The organism is Pseudomonas hormoni, from assembly GCF_018502625.1.
Lineage (GTDB): Bacteria > Pseudomonadota > Gammaproteobacteria > Pseudomonadales > Pseudomonadaceae > Aquipseudomonas > Aquipseudomonas hormoni.
Window position 1 is genome coordinate 223346 of sequence record NZ_CP075566.1, and the last position, 13456, is coordinate 236801.

The 13456-nt window shown below is 60.5% G+C and carries 12 protein-coding genes; 6 read left to right on the forward strand and 6 right to left on the reverse strand.

The features are described from left to right. The first annotated feature begins 60 nt into the window (after window positions 1-60). The 5 genes from kdgD to KJF94_RS00975 all read left to right on the forward strand — a co-directional run bounded on the left by kdgD (window position 61) and on the right by KJF94_RS00975 (window position 6696). Window positions 61-972 (forward strand): 5-dehydro-4-deoxyglucarate dehydratase, encoded by a 912-nt coding sequence (kdgD, locus tag KJF94_RS00955; protein ID WP_092273349.1) that lies wholly within the window; start codon window positions 61-63, stop codon window positions 970-972. 61 nt (window positions 973-1033) lie between these two features. After that, a complete protein-coding gene (locus KJF94_RS00960) occupies window positions 1034-2479 on the forward strand; it encodes an aldehyde dehydrogenase family protein (protein WP_214380667.1) in 1446 nt (481 codons plus the stop codon). A gap of 66 nt (window positions 2480-2545) precedes the next feature. After that, window positions 2546-4003: an MFS transporter gene (locus tag KJF94_RS00965; protein ID WP_214380668.1), complete on the forward strand. Its 1458-nt coding sequence runs from the start codon at window positions 2546-2548 to the stop codon at window positions 4001-4003. 11 nt (window positions 4004-4014) lie between these two features. After that, window positions 4015-5568 carry a galactarate dehydratase gene (gene garD / locus KJF94_RS00970; RefSeq protein WP_214380669.1) on the forward strand — a complete coding sequence of 518 codons (1554 nt, stop codon included), beginning with the start codon at window positions 4015-4017 and terminating at the stop codon, window positions 5566-5568. A gap of 186 nt (window positions 5569-5754) precedes the next feature. Beyond that, window positions 5755-6696: an AEC family transporter gene (locus KJF94_RS00975; protein WP_214380670.1), complete on the forward strand. Its 942-nt coding sequence runs from the start codon at window positions 5755-5757 to the stop codon at window positions 6694-6696. 135 nt (window positions 6697-6831) lie between these two features. On the opposite strand, the gene KJF94_RS00980 is transcribed toward KJF94_RS00975, so the two are convergent. The 6 genes from KJF94_RS00980 to gatC form a co-directional block, all read right to left on the reverse strand. Next, entirely contained in the window at window positions 6832-7212 is a 381-nt protein-coding gene (locus tag KJF94_RS00980) for a carboxymuconolactone decarboxylase family protein (protein WP_214380671.1), read from the reverse strand. Next, the gene (locus tag KJF94_RS00985) at window positions 7209-8270 is read right to left on the reverse strand and encodes a calcium/sodium antiporter (RefSeq protein WP_214380672.1); all 1062 of its coding nucleotides are present in this window, start codon (window positions 8268-8270) and stop codon (window positions 7209-7211) included. The genes KJF94_RS00980 and KJF94_RS00985 overlap by 4 nt, the downstream gene beginning before the upstream one ends. A gap of 50 nt (window positions 8271-8320) precedes the next feature. Next, window positions 8321-8692 (reverse strand): septal ring lytic transglycosylase RlpA family protein, encoded by a 372-nt coding sequence (locus KJF94_RS00990; RefSeq protein WP_214380673.1) that lies wholly within the window; start codon window positions 8690-8692, stop codon window positions 8321-8323. A gap of 191 nt (window positions 8693-8883) precedes the next feature. After that, a complete protein-coding gene (gene gatB, locus KJF94_RS00995) occupies window positions 8884-10329 on the reverse strand; it encodes an Asp-tRNA(Asn)/Glu-tRNA(Gln) amidotransferase subunit GatB (protein ID WP_214380674.1) in 1446 nt (481 codons plus the stop codon). 10 nt (window positions 10330-10339) lie between these two features. Beyond that, window positions 10340-11791, reverse strand: coding sequence for an Asp-tRNA(Asn)/Glu-tRNA(Gln) amidotransferase subunit GatA (gatA, locus tag KJF94_RS01000; RefSeq protein ID WP_214380675.1), 1452 nt, complete (start codon window positions 11789-11791; stop codon window positions 10340-10342). A gap of 16 nt (window positions 11792-11807) precedes the next feature. Further along, window positions 11808-12095, reverse strand: a complete 288-nt coding sequence (gatC, locus tag KJF94_RS01005; protein WP_008026876.1) for an Asp-tRNA(Asn)/Glu-tRNA(Gln) amidotransferase subunit GatC — start codon at window positions 12093-12095, stop codon at window positions 11808-11810. A gap of 214 nt (window positions 12096-12309) precedes the next feature. Here gatC and mreB point away from each other — a divergent pair, with 214 nt between their 5' ends. Continuing rightward, entirely contained in the window at window positions 12310-13347 is a 1038-nt protein-coding gene (gene mreB / locus KJF94_RS01010) for a rod shape-determining protein MreB (RefSeq protein ID WP_002555108.1), read from the forward strand. Window positions 13348-13456 lie beyond the last annotated feature (109 nt).

Below are 13456 nucleotides of genomic sequence, written 5' to 3' on the forward strand. Positions count from 1 at the left end.
CTTCGGCGCAGGCTGAACGATTTCCTCACACACAAACGTGCCACCCAGGGTGTTCGAATAATGAATCCACAAGAACTGAAGTCCATCCTCTCTTCCGGTCTGCTGTCTTTCCCGGTTACCGATTTCAATGCCCAGGGCGATTTCCATCGCGCTGGTTACATCAAGCGTCTCGAATGGCTGGCCCCATACGGCGCCTCGGCTCTGTTCGCCGCGGGCGGCACCGGTGAGTTTTTCTCTCTGGCGGCCAGCGAATATTCGGAAATCATCAAGACTGCCGTCGACACCTGCGAAACCAGCGTGCCGATTCTGGCCGGTGTGGGTGGTTCGACCCGTCAGGCGATCGAGTACGCACAGGAAGCCGAGCGTCTGGGCGCCAAAGGTCTGTTGCTGCTGCCGCACTACCTGACCGAAGCCAGCCAGGACGGCGTCGCCGCTCACGTTGAAGCCGTGTGCAAATCGGTAAAAATCGGCGTGGTGGTTTACAACCGTAACGTCTGCCGCCTGACCGCTCCGTTGCTGGAACGTCTGGCCGAGCGCTGCCCGAACCTGATCGGCTACAAGGATGGCCTGGGCGATATCGAGTTGATGGTGTCGATCCGTCGCCGCCTCGGCGATCGCTTCAGCTACCTGGGCGGTTTGCCGACCGCCGAAGTCTACGCCGCTGCCTACAAGGCACTGGGCGTGCCGGTTTACTCCTCGGCGGTGTTCAACTTCATCCCGAAAACCGCGATGGATTTCTACCACGCCATCGCTCGTGAAGATCACGCCACTGTCGGCAAGATCATCGACGACTTCTTCCTGCCGTACCTGGACATCCGTAACCGCAAATCCGGTTACGCGGTGAGCATCGTCAAGGCGGGTGCGAAGATTGCCGGCTACGACGCAGGCCCTGTGCGTGCGCCGCTGACCGACCTGACCGGCGAAGAGTACGAAATGCTCGCCGCGCTGATCGACAAGCAAGGTGCGCAGTAACACACCCGATTAAACAAGGCCGCTGAGTGATCAGCGGCCTTTTGCGTGAGGAGATTTCTAGATGGCAGATGCAAAGCGTTTCGATAACTACATCAACGGTGAATGGGTTGCAGGCAGTGATTACTGCGCCAACATCAACCCGTCCGAACTGACCGATACCATCGGCAACTACGCCAAGGCCGATCTGGCCCAGGTCCACGCCGCTATCGACGCCGCTCGCGCCGCGTTCCCGGCCTGGTCCACTTCGGGCATTCAGGCGCGTCACGACTCGCTGGATAAAGTCGGTACCGAAATCCTCGCTCGCCGCGAAGAGCTCGGCACCTTGCTCGCCCGTGAAGAAGGCAAAACCTTGCCTGAAGCCATCGGCGAAGTGACCCGCGCCGGCAACATCTTCAAGTTCTTCGCTGGTGAAACCCTGCGTCTGTCCGGCGACTATCTGCCGTCGGTGCGTCCGGGTGTGAACGTCGAAGTGACGCGCGAAGCCTTGGGCGTGGTTGGCCTGATCACCCCGTGGAACTTCCCGATTGCCATCCCGGCATGGAAAATCGCCCCGGCCCTGGCCTACGGCAACTGCGTCGTGCTGAAACCGGCCGATCTGGTTCCGGGTTGCGCCTGGGCCCTGGCTGAAATCATCTCTCGCGCAGGTTTCCCGGCCGGCGTGTTCAACCTGGTGATGGGCAGCGGTCGCGTGGTGGGCGATGCGCTGGTGCAGAGCCCGAAAGTCGACGGCATCAGCTTCACCGGTTCGGTGGGCGTGGGTCGTCAGATCGCCGTCAGCTGCGTGTCGCGCCAGGCCAAGGTTCAGCTGGAAATGGGTGGCAAGAACCCGCAGATCATTCTCGACGACGCCGACCTCAAGCAAGCGGTCGAGCTGTCGGTACAGAGCGCGTTCTACTCCACCGGCCAGCGTTGCACCGCATCCAGCCGTTTCATCGTCACCGCCGGCATCCACGACAAGTTCGTCGAAGCCATGGCCGAGCGCATGAAGTCGATCAAGGTCGGCCACGCGCTGAAAACCGGCACCGACATCGGTCCGGTGGTTTCCCAGGCTCAGCTTGAACAAGACATGAAGTACATCGACATCGGCCAGTCCGAAGGTGCGCGTCTGGTCAGCGGCGGTGGTCTGGTGACCTGCGATACGGAAGGCTACTACCTCGCGCCAACGTTGTTTGCCGACAGCGAAGCCGCGATGCGTATCAGCCGTGAAGAAATCTTCGGCCCGGTGGCCAACGTGGTTCGCGTCGCGGATTACGAAGCGGCACTGGCCATGGCCAACGACACCGAATTCGGTTTGTCGGCGGGCATCGCCACCTCGTCGCTGAAGTACGCCAACCACTTCAAGCGCCACTCCCAGGCCGGGATGGTGATGGTCAACCTGCCGACCGCGGGCGTGGATTACCACGTTCCATTCGGTGGGCGTAAAGGTTCATCCTATGGCTCCCGCGAGCAAGGTCGATACGCGCAAGAGTTCTACACGGTCGTAAAAACCAGCTACATCGGCTCCTGATACACGCAATACCTGTAGGAGCTGGCCTGCCAGCGATGGCATCACCGCGGTGTGACTGACATACCGATGTGTCCGCATCGCTGGCAGGCCAGCTCCCACAAAAAACAAGACCGTTATTACCCGCATAAAAATAATCAGTGGGAGTACATCTACATGCAATCGACTCAGAAGCCGACTCACGTCCGCTATTTGATCCTGCTCATGCTGTTTCTGGTGACCACGATCAACTACGCCGACCGGGCTACCATCGCCATCGCGGGCTCCAGCCTGCAAAAAGACCTCGGCATCGACGCGGTCACCCTCGGCTTCATCTTCTCTGCATTCGGTTGGGCCTACGTGGCCGGGCAAATTCCCGGTGGCTGGCTGCTGGACCGTTTCGGCTCGAAAAAAATCTACGCGCTGAGCATTTTCACCTGGTCATTGTTCACCGTGCTGCAGGGTTATGTCGGTGAATTCGGAATGTCCACGGCGGTGGTTGCGCTGTTCATGCTGCGCTTCCTGGTGGGCCTGGCCGAAGCGCCATCCTTCCCCGGCAACGCACGCATCGTCGCGGCCTGGTTTCCGACGGCTGAACGCGGCACCGCTTCGGCGATCTTCAACTCGGCGCAATACTTCGCCACCGTATTGTTCGCGCCGCTGATGGGCTGGATCGTCTACAGCTTCGGCTGGCAGCACGTGTTCATCGTCATGGGCGTGATCGGCATCATTTTCTCGGGCATCTGGCTCAAGGTTATCCACAGCCCGCGCCAGCACCCGATGATCAACGACGCCGAGTTCCAGCACATCGCCGACAACGGCGGCATGGTCGATATGGACCAGGACAAAGGCAAGGGCAAAAAGGTCGATGGTCCGAAGTGGGACTACATCCGCCAGCTGCTGACCAACCGCATGATGCTCGGCGTGTATCTGGGCCAGTACTGCATCAACGGCATCACCTACTTCTTCCTGACCTGGTTCCCGGTGTACCTGGTGCAAGAGCGCGGGATGACCATCCTGAAGGCCGGTTTCATCGCCTCGTTGCCGGCGATCTGCGGCTTCATCGGTGGTGTGCTCGGCGGGGTGATTTCCGATTACCTGTTGCGCAAGGGCCATTCACTGACCTTCGCCCGCAAGGCGCCGATCATTGCCGGCCTGTTGGTTTCCAGCAGCATCGTGGCCTGCAATTATGTCGATGTTGAATGGATGGTCGTGGGCTTCATGGCCTTGGCATTCTTCGGCAAAGGCGTGGGTGCGCTGGGTTGGGCGGTGGTGTCCGATACCTCGCCGAAACAGATCGCCGGTCTCAGCGGTGGCTTGTTCAACACTTTCGGCAACATCGCTTCGATCACCACGCCAATCGTGATTGGCTACATCATCAGTTCCACCGGTTCGTTCAAATGGGCGCTGGTGTTTGTCGGCTGCAACGCACTGGTCGCCGTGTTCAGCTACCTGGTGATCGTGGGGCCGATCAAGCGTGTGGTGCTCAAGGAGCCGCCAGTCAGCGGTCCTGAAACCAACAACAAATTGTCTCAAGCGCATTCCTGAGGAGCGGCGTCATGCAGTTGATTGAACATTCCGACTCGCCGCGCTACATCCGCCTGCACGAGCGGGACAACGTCGTGATCGTGGTCAACGATCAGGGCGTACCGGCAGGCACCGAGTTTCCGGACGGCCTGGTGACTGTGGACTTCGTGCCGCAGAGCCATAAAGTCACCCTGGAAGACATTCCAGAGGGCGGCCAGGTGATTCGTTACGGCCAGACCATTGGCTACGCGTTGCAGCCGATTCCGCGCGGCAGCTGGGTCAAGGAAGATCAACTGCGCATGCCCACCGCGCCACCGCTGGACAGCTTGCCGCTGTCCACCGAAGTGCCGGCCGCGCAGGCACCGCTCGAAGGTTTCACGTTCGAGGGTTATCGCAACGCCGACGGCACCGTCGGCACGCGAAACATTCTGGGGATTACCACTACGGTTCAATGCGTCACCGGGGTGCTCGATCATGCGGTCAAGCGCATCAAGGATGAATTGCTGCCCAAGTACCCGAACGTCGATGACGTGGTGGCGCTTACCCACAGTTACGGCTGTGGAGTGGCGATCACCGCCACCGACGCATACATACCGATCCGCACCGTACGTAACCTGGCCCGCAACCCGAACCTGGGTGGCGAAGCCTTGGTCATCAGCCTGGGCTGCGAGAAATTGCAGGCCGGGCAGGTGATGCACGAGAACGACAGCTCGGTGGATTTGAGTGATCCGTGGCTGTATCGCTTGCAGGATTCGAGTCACGGTTTCACCGAGATGATCGAGCAGATCATGGCGCTGGCCGAGACCCGTTTGAAGAAGCTCGATCTACGTCGCCGGGAAACCGTGCCGGCGTCCGAGCTGATCCTCGGCATGCAGTGCGGTGGCAGTGATGCGTTCTCCGGGATCACCGCGAACCCGGCGCTGGGTTTTGCCTCGGACCTGTTGCTGCGCGCAGGCGCGACGGTGATGTTTTCCGAAGTCACCGAAGTGCGTGACGCGATTTACCTGCTGACCTCCCGCGCCGAAACCGAGGAAGTCGCTCAGGAACTGGTGCGGGAAATGGACTGGTACGACCGTTACCTGGCCAAGGGCGAAGCGGATCGCAGCGCCAACACCACGCCGGGCAATAAGAAGGGCGGGTTGTCGAACATTGTCGAGAAGTCATTGGGCTCGATCGTCAAATCCGGCAGCAGCGCGATCAACGGGGTGCTTGGCCCTGGCGAACGCTTCAAGCGCAAAGGCCTGATTTTCTGCGCGACCCCGGCCAGTGATTTTGTCTGCGGGACGTTGCAACTGGCGGCGGGGATGAACCTGCATGTGTTCACCACCGGGCGCGGTACGCCGTATGGTTTGGCGATGGCGCCGGTGGTGAAGGTGTCGACCCGGACTGAATTGGCGCAGCGCTGGCCTGACCTGATCGACATTGATGCCGGGCGGATTGCGACCGGGCGGGCTTCAATTGAAGATCTTGGGTGGGAGTTGTTTCACTACTACCTGGACGTGGCCAGCGGGAAAAAGCAGACGTGGGCCGAGCAGCACAAACTGCATAACGACATCACCCTGTTCAACCCGGCGCCGATTACCTAAGACTGTGGCGAGGGAGCTTGCTCCCGCTGGACTGCGTAGCAGTCCCTATTTTCAGAGCCGCTTCGCGACCCAGCGGGAGCAAGCTCCCTCGCCACAGGTTCCCCATCACCTGCTCGACCAGACGCCGAAGTCCCCAGTGGCTTATCATTAGCCCCCTAACGACGCCCACCCAAGGTAACTCCCGGCATGCTGGCCATCTTCCTCGAAACCCTGAACATCACCGCGCCGGTGTTTGCCATGCTGTTTCTGGGTGTGCTGCTCAAGCGCATCGACTGGATCAACGACAACTTCATCCACACCGCGTCGGCCCTGGTGTTCAACGTCACCATGCCGGCGTTGCTGTTCCTGGGCATCCTGCATGCGGACCTGCACGCCGCACTGCAACCGGCGCTGCTGATCTATTTCTCGATTGCGACGCTGGTGTGTTTCGCCATTGCCTGGGGCTGGGCGATCTGGAAGTGTCCGCGTGAAGACCGCGGGATTTATACCCAAGGCGCCTTTCGCGGCAACAATGGCGTCATCGGCCTCGCACTGGCGGCAAGCATGTACGGCGATTACGGGATTTCCCTCGGGGCCATTCTCGCGGCGCTGGTGATCCTGTTCTACAACACGCTCTCGACCATTGTGCTGGCGGTCTACAGCCCGGTGATCAAGTCCGATCCGTGGAGCATCTGCAAAAGCGTGATGATCAACCCGCTGATCATCAGCGTGTTTGCGGCGGCGCCGTTTGCTTATTTCAAGATCGGTTTGCCGGGCTGGCTGGAGACGTCCGGCCAGTACCTGGCGCAAACCACGTTGCCGTTGGCGTTGATCTGCATCGGCGGCACGCTGTCGCTGGCGGCCATGCGCAAGAGCGGCAACATGGCGCTGAGTTCAAGCCTGGTGAAGATGATCGGCCTGCCGGTGCTGGCAACGCTGGGCGCGTGGTTATGGGGCTTTCGCGGCGCTGAGTTGGGGATCTTGTTCCTGTACTTCGGCAGCCCGACCGCGGCCGCCAGTTTTGTCATGGCCCGGGCGGCCAATGGCAATCATGAACTGGCGGCGGCGATCATTGTGATCACTACATTGATGGCGGCGGTGACCACCAATATCGGGATCTTTTTGTTGCAGTGGGGTGGGTGGATCTGATTTCGGGATTTGTGGTGTTATTCAGGGCCTCTTCGCGGGCAAGCCTCGCTCCTACAGGGGCTGTGTCGTTAACAAAAAATGTGTACGACGCGAACCTGTAGGAGCGAGGCTTGCCCGCGAAGGCGATGGATCTGCTTACTCCGGCTTCTGGTAGCTTTCAATCACTTCCTGCGCCGCCCGAAACGCATCGATCGCCGCCGGCACGCCCGCATACACCGCACAATGCAGCAACGCCTCGCGAATCTCTTCCACCGTGCAACCGTTGTTCAGCGCACCGCGTACGTGGCCTTTCAATTCCTGCGGGCACTTCAACGCGGTCAGCGCGGCGAGGGTGATCAGGCTGCGGGTTTTCAGCGGCAGGCCTTCGCGATTCCACACGCTGCCCCAGGCGTGTTCATTGACGAAATCCTGCAACGGCTGGGTGAACTCGGTGGCATTGCCCAGCGCGCGGTCGACGAAGGCGTCGCCCATCACTTGGCGGCGGACTTCAACGCCGGGCTTTTTAGGGGCGGTCATGGCAATTCCCTCTTATGGTGTTGGCGACGCCAGGCGCGCAGCGACGTGAACAACAAAAACGCCACCAGCGCCGGCAGGACGAAAAGCAGCATCAGGTGTTCAAGCTTGCCCGCCAGCGGCATGCCGGTGGTGAACGACACCACGTGCAGACCGTACGCCAGGTACAAACCCAGAAACAGCAGACCTTCGGCGCGGGTCACCCGATAACCGGAATAGAACATCGGCAAGCACAGCGCCGCGACGCCGAGCATCACCGGCAAGTCGAAAGCCAGTGCGTTGGGCGAGACTGACAACGGTGACGGCGCGATCAGCGCGGTAACGCCCAGCACGCCCAGAAGATTGAACAGGTTGCTGCCGATCACGTTGCCTACGGCGATGTCGCGCTGACCACGCAAGGCAGCGATCAACGAAGTGGCCAGCTCCGGCAGGGACGTGCTGACGGCGACGATGGTCAGGCCGATGATCCTTTCCGACAGCCCCAGGTCTTTGGCGACCGACACCGCGGCGCCCAACAGCAAGTGCCCGGCATACACCAGCATCACCAAACCGGCGACGATCATCAGCAGGCTGCTGAACCATGGCACTTGCGGGGCGTCATGCGTTGTCGATTGCGGACGGACCGAGTGCCGCGACTGTCGCAGCAACAAGCCCAGATACAGTGCCAGTGCCGTCAGCAGCATCACACCATCGGCGCGGGTCAGTTCTTTATTCCATGCCAGAACGAACACCAGCAGACTGGCGCCGATCATCAGCGGAATGTCCAGGCGCACCAATTGCCGCGAAACCCGTAGCGGGATGATCAGTGCCGAGAGCCCAAGGGTGACGAGGATGTTGAAGATGCTGCTGCCAATCACGCTGCCGACGGCGATGTCGGCGTTCTGCGCCAGGGTGGCTTGCAGGCTGACCGCCATCTGCGGCGCGCTGCTGCCCAGGGCGACGATGGTCAGGCCGATGATCAGCGGTCGCACATGCAGTCGCGCGGCCAGGCGCACGGCGGCGCGCACCATAAGCTCGGCGCCGGCGATCAGCAGAAGCAGGCCGCTGAGCAGTTCAATCATGCTGAGCAGGGGTATGTCGGCGAGTCCGAAAATGGTCGGGGCTCCGTCAGTCAGTCGAGGGCTTGCACGCGAACCCGTGCGGTGCCGCTGTTGAGCATGCCCAGTTGCTCGGCGGCTTCATGAGACAAGTCGATCAGGCGCCCGCGAGTGTGTGGCCCGCGGTCATTGATACGCACCACACAGGATTTGTCGTTCTTCAGGTTGGTGACCTTCAGCCGCGTACCAAAGGGTAGTTGGCGGTGGGCGGCGGTCAGGGAATTTTTGTCGAAACGTTCACCACTGGCGGTGCGTTTGCCCTGGTGTCTGGCGCCGTAGTAGGACGCCATGCCTGTCTGGTCGTAGCCGTGTGGATCGACGACATCGGTGCTTGCGCAACCGGCGAGCAGAGAGAGCAGGGCGCAGGCACCCAATAGACGTTTCATTTGAAAGGCTCCCAAAATAAATGTGGCGAGGGAGCTTGCTCCCGCTCGGCCGCGAAGCGGTCGCAAAGTCGGCTGATGCATTCTTGCTGAAAGAATGCGGTTGCCGATTTGGGTCTGCTTCGCAGACCAGCGGGAGCAAGCTCCCTCGCCACAGGGAATTGAGCCAGAATTGAGTGCTGGCTCCATTCTCATCAGCCTTCGAGCTTGCTTTTCAGCAGTTCGTTGACCTGTTGCGGGTTGGCCTTGCCTTTGGAGGCTTTCATGGCCTGACCGACGAAGAAGCCGAACATCTTGCCGCGTTTGGCTTCGTCTGCCGCGCGGTATTGCTCGACCTGCTCAGCGTTGGCCGCAAGCATTTCGTCCAGCACTGCCGAGATCGCGCCAGTGTCGGTCACTTGCTTCAGACCGCGCTTGTCGATGATCTCGTCCGCGCTGCCTTCGCCGTTGGCCATGGCTTCAAACACCACTTTGGCGATTTTGCCGGAGATGGTGTTGTCCTTGATGCGCAGCAGCATGCCGCCCAGTTGCTCGGCCGAAACCGGCGACTGCTCGATGTCCAGGCCCTGTTTGTTCAACAGGCTGCCCAGTTCAACCATCACCCAGTTGGCCGCCAGTTTGGCGTCGCCGCCAATGCTCGCGACTTTCTCGAAGTAATCGGCTTGCTCGCGGCTGGTGGCCAGGACGCTGGCGTCGTAGACCGACAGACCAAACTGCTCCTGGAAACGCTCGCGCTTCTGCGGTGGCAATTCCGGCAGAGTGGCGCGCACGTCGTCGAGGAACGAGTCCTCGATGACCACCGGCAGCAGGTCAGGATCGGGGAAGTAACGGTAGTCGTTGGCTTCCTCTTTGCTGCGCATCGGACGGGTTTCGTCCTTGTTCGGATCGTACAGGCGGGTCTGCTGGATCACCTTGCCGCCGTCTTCGATCAGTTCGATCTGACGCTGCACTTCGCTGTTGATCGCCTTCTCGATGAAGCGGAACGAGTTGACGTTCTTGATCTCGCAGCGGGTGCCATATTCAACCTGGCCCTTCGGACGGATCGACACGTTGCAGTCGCAACGCAGCGAACCTTCGGCCATGTTGCCGTCGCAGATGCCGAGGTAACGCACCAGCGCGTGGATGGTCTTGACGTAGGCCACGGCTTCCTTGGCGCTGCGCATGTCCGGCTCTGAGACGATTTCCAGCAGCGGCGTGCCTGCACGGTTCAGGTCGATGCCGGTGGCGCCGTTGAACTCTTCATGCAGGCTTTTACCGGCGTCTTCTTCAAGGTGCGCGCGCGTCACGCCGACACGTTTGATCGTGCCGTCGTCCAGCGCGATGTCCAGGTGGCCCTTGCCGACGATCGGCAATTCCATCTGGCTGATCTGGTAGCCCTTCGGCAGGTCCGGGTAGAAATAGTTTTTACGGGCGAACACGTTGTGCTGGCCGATCTCGGCATCGATCGCCAGACCGAACATCACTGCCATACGCACCGCTTCCTGGTTCAGCACCGGCAGTACGCCGGGCATGCCGAGGTCAACCAGGCTGGCCTGGGTGTTCGGCTCGGAACCGAAAGTGGTGGAACTACCGGAAAATATTTTCGACCGGGTGGTGAGCTGGGTATGAATCTCCAGCCCGATCACGACTTCCCATTGCATGTGTTTCTCCTCAGAAGCCGGTTGGGGTGCGGGTGTGCCAGTCAGTGTTCAGCTGGTACTGGTGCGCAACGTTGAGCAAGCGGCCTTCCTGGAAATACGGGGCGAGCAGTTGCACGCCGACCGGCAGACCGTCGACAAAACCTGCAGGCATGGACAAGCCCGGCAGACCGGCGAGGTTGGCGGTGATGGTGTAGACGTCTTCCAGGTACGCAGCGACCGGGTCGCTGTTTTTGGCGCCGAGCTTCCATGCCGGGTTCGGCGTGGTTGGGCCGAGGATGATGTCGACCTCATTGAAGGCGGCCATGAAGTCGTTCTTGATCAAGCGACGAATCTTCTGCGCCTTCAGGTAGTAGGCGTCGTAGTAACCGGCGGACAGCGCGTAGGCACCGACCATGATCCGGCGCTGCACTTCCGCGCCGAAACCTTCGCCACGGGAGCGTTTGTACAGGTCTTCCAGGTTTTTCGGGTCCTCGCAGCGATGGCCGAAACGCACGCCGTCGAAACGCGACAGGTTGGAAGAGGCTTCCGCCGGGGCAATCACGTAGTACGCAGGAATTGCGTGCTGCATGTTCGGCAGGCTGATTTCCTTGATCACGGCGCCGAGCTTTTTCAGCTCTTCAACGCTGGCCATGACCAGGTCGGCGATGCGCGGGTCCAGGCCGGCGCTGAAGTATTCCTTCGGCACGCCGATGCGCAGGCCCTGCAGCGAACCGTTGAGGCTGGCGCAGTAATCAGGCACCGGCTCGTCGATGCTGGTGGAATCCTGCGGATCGAAACCGGCCATGCCTTGCAGCAGGATCGCGCAGTCTTCGGCCGTGCGCGCCAGAGGGCCGCCCTGATCGAGGCTGGAGGCGTAAGCGATCATGCCCCAGCGCGAAACGCGACCGTACGTCGGTTTCAGGCCGGTGAGGTTGGTCAGTGCAGCGGGTTGACGGATCGAGCCGCCGGTATCGGTGCCGGTAGCCGCCGGCAACAGACGAGCGGCAACGGCCGCAGCGGAACCACCGGACGAACCGCCGGGCACGTGTTCCAGGTTCCACGGGTTTTTCACCGCGCCGTAGTAACTCGACTCGTTGGCCGACCCCATGGCGAATTCGTCCATGTTGGTCTTGCCCAGCGTCACAGCGCCGGCAGCCGCCAGTTTGGCAACCACGGTGGCGTCGTACGGTGCTTTAAAGTTGTCGAGCATCTTCGAACCGCAGCTGGTGCGGATGCCCTGGGTGCAGAACAGGTCTTTGTGGGCGATCGGCGCGCCGAGCAGGGCGCCGCTCTCACCATTGGCCCGGCGTGCGTCAGCGGCTTTCGCCTGCTGGAGCGCCAGGTCTTCGGTGAGGCTGATGAAACTGTTGAGCTGAGGATCGAGCTGGGCGATGCGCGCCAGCAGGGTTTTGGTCAGCTCTTCGGAAGAAAACTTTTTATCGGCGAGTCCGCGGGCGATCTCGGCCAGAGTCAATTGATGCATTGCAGGCTCTTTCCCTTTAGTCGATGACTTTCGGAACCAGGTACAGGCCGTTTTCGACCGCTGGTGCGATGGACTGATAGGCCTCGCGATGATTGGTCTCGGTCACGACGTCTGCACGCAGGCGCTGGCTGGCTTCCAGTGGGTGGGCGAGCGGCTCGATACCGTCGGTATTGACCGCCTGCATTTCGTCGACCAGTCCCAGAATGCTGTTCAGGGCCGAAGTGATGTGTGGAAGATCGGCATCATTGAGGCCCAGACAGGCCAGATGAGCGATTTTTTCCACGTCGGAGCGTTCAAGCGTCATGGGATTCTCCAGTGGAAGGAATACAGAACGGATGCTATCCGTGTGTTAGATTGTCGGAACACTACCGCATTTCTACGGTCATAAGGCCGCGATTGTGGGGGTTGGTGCACAGAAAAGCGGCCAATTTAACATATTGGCGCCTTGCCCAAAATCCCTGTCGTTGTTAGAGTTTGCCGCACTTTTTTACCCACGCGTTGCCTAGGGTCCCTTTCCCATGTTCAAGAAACTGCGTGGCATGTTTTCCAGCGATCTTTCCATTGACCTGGGCACTGCCAACACCCTTATTTACGTGCGCGAGCGCGGCATCGTCCTGAATGAGCCATCGGTTGTGGCTATTCGGACACACGGTAACCAGAAAAGTGTCGTTGCTGTCGGCACCGAGGCCAAGCGCATGCTCGGCCGTACGCCGGGCAACATCGCGGCCATTCGTCCGATGAAGGACGGCGTCATTGCCGACTTCAGCGTCTGCGAAAAGATGCTGCAATACTTTATCAACAAGGTTCACGAGAACAGCTTCCTGCAGCCGAGCCCTCGTGTGCTGATCTGCGTTCCGTGCAAATCCACTCAGGTTGAGCGTCGAGCCATCCGTGAATCGGCCCTTGGTGCCGGCGCACGTGAAGTGTTCCTGATCGAAGAGCCAATGGCTGCTGCGATCGGTGCCGGCCTGCCGGTTGAAGAAGCCCGCGGCTCGATGGTTGTCGATATCGGTGGTGGTACCACTGAAATCGCGCTGATCTCCCTGAACGGTGTGGTCTACGCCGAATCCGTACGGGTTGGCGGCGACCGCTTCGACGAAGCGATCATCACCTACGTGCGTCGCAACTACGGCAGCCTGATCGGCGAATCCACCGCCGAGCGCATCAAGCAGGAAATCGGTACGGCCTACCCGGGCGGCGAAGTTCGTGAAGTCGACGTTCGTGGCCGTAACCTGGCTGAAGGCGTTCCACGCGCATTCACCCTGAACTCCAATGAAGTGCTGGAAGCTCTGCAAGAGTCGCTGGCCACCATCGTTCAGGCTGTGAAAAGTGCACTGGAGCAATCGCCTCCGGAGCTGGCTTCCGATATCGCCGAGCGTGGCCTGGTACTGACCGGTGGTGGCGCCTTGCTGCGTGACCTCGACAAGTTGCTGGCCCAGGAAACCGGTCTGCCGGTGATCGTCGCCGAAGACCCGCTGACCTGCGTTGCTCGCGGCGGTGGCCGTGCATTGGAAATGATGGATAAACACACCATGGACCTGCTGTCGAGCGAGTGATCTCGCCCGATGCATCTATGCTGTTGAGCGCGCAGGCGGCACTTTGCAGTGCTGCCTGTTGGCGTTTATCTTCTGTCATTCGTATCCAGGCCGGTCTGCCGTATGAATA

Coding starts and splice junctions, on each gene's coding strand:
- kdgD (WP_092273349.1), top strand. CDS start 61: ATGAATCCACAAGAACTGAAGTCCATCCTCTCTTCCGGTCTGCTGTCT.
- KJF94_RS00960 (WP_214380667.1), top strand. CDS start 1,034: ATGGCAGATGCAAAGCGTTTCGATAACTACATCAACGGTGAATGGGTT.
- KJF94_RS00965 (WP_214380668.1), top strand. CDS start 2,546: ATGTGTCCGCATCGCTGGCAGGCCAGCTCCCACAAAAAACAAGACCGT.
- garD (WP_214380669.1), top strand. CDS start 4,015: ATGCAGTTGATTGAACATTCCGACTCGCCGCGCTACATCCGCCTGCAC.
- KJF94_RS00975 (WP_214380670.1), top strand. CDS start 5,755: ATGCTGGCCATCTTCCTCGAAACCCTGAACATCACCGCGCCGGTGTTT.
- KJF94_RS00980 (WP_214380671.1), bottom strand. CDS start 7,212: ATGACCGCCCCTAAAAAGCCCGGCGTTGAAGTCCGCCGCCAAGTGATG.
- KJF94_RS00985 (WP_214380672.1), bottom strand. CDS start 8,270: ATGATTGAACTGCTCAGCGGCCTGCTTCTGCTGATCGCCGGCGCCGAG.
- KJF94_RS00990 (WP_214380673.1), bottom strand. CDS start 8,692: ATGAAACGTCTATTGGGTGCCTGCGCCCTGCTCTCTCTGCTCGCCGGT.
- gatB (WP_214380674.1), bottom strand. CDS start 10,329: ATGCAATGGGAAGTCGTGATCGGGCTGGAGATTCATACCCAGCTCACC.
- gatA (WP_214380675.1), bottom strand. CDS start 11,791: ATGCATCAATTGACTCTGGCCGAGATCGCCCGCGGACTCGCCGATAAA.
- gatC (WP_008026876.1), bottom strand. CDS start 12,095: ATGACGCTTGAACGCTCCGACGTGGAAAAAATCGCTCATCTGGCCTGT.
- mreB (WP_002555108.1), top strand. CDS start 12,310: ATGTTCAAGAAACTGCGTGGCATGTTTTCCAGCGATCTTTCCATTGAC.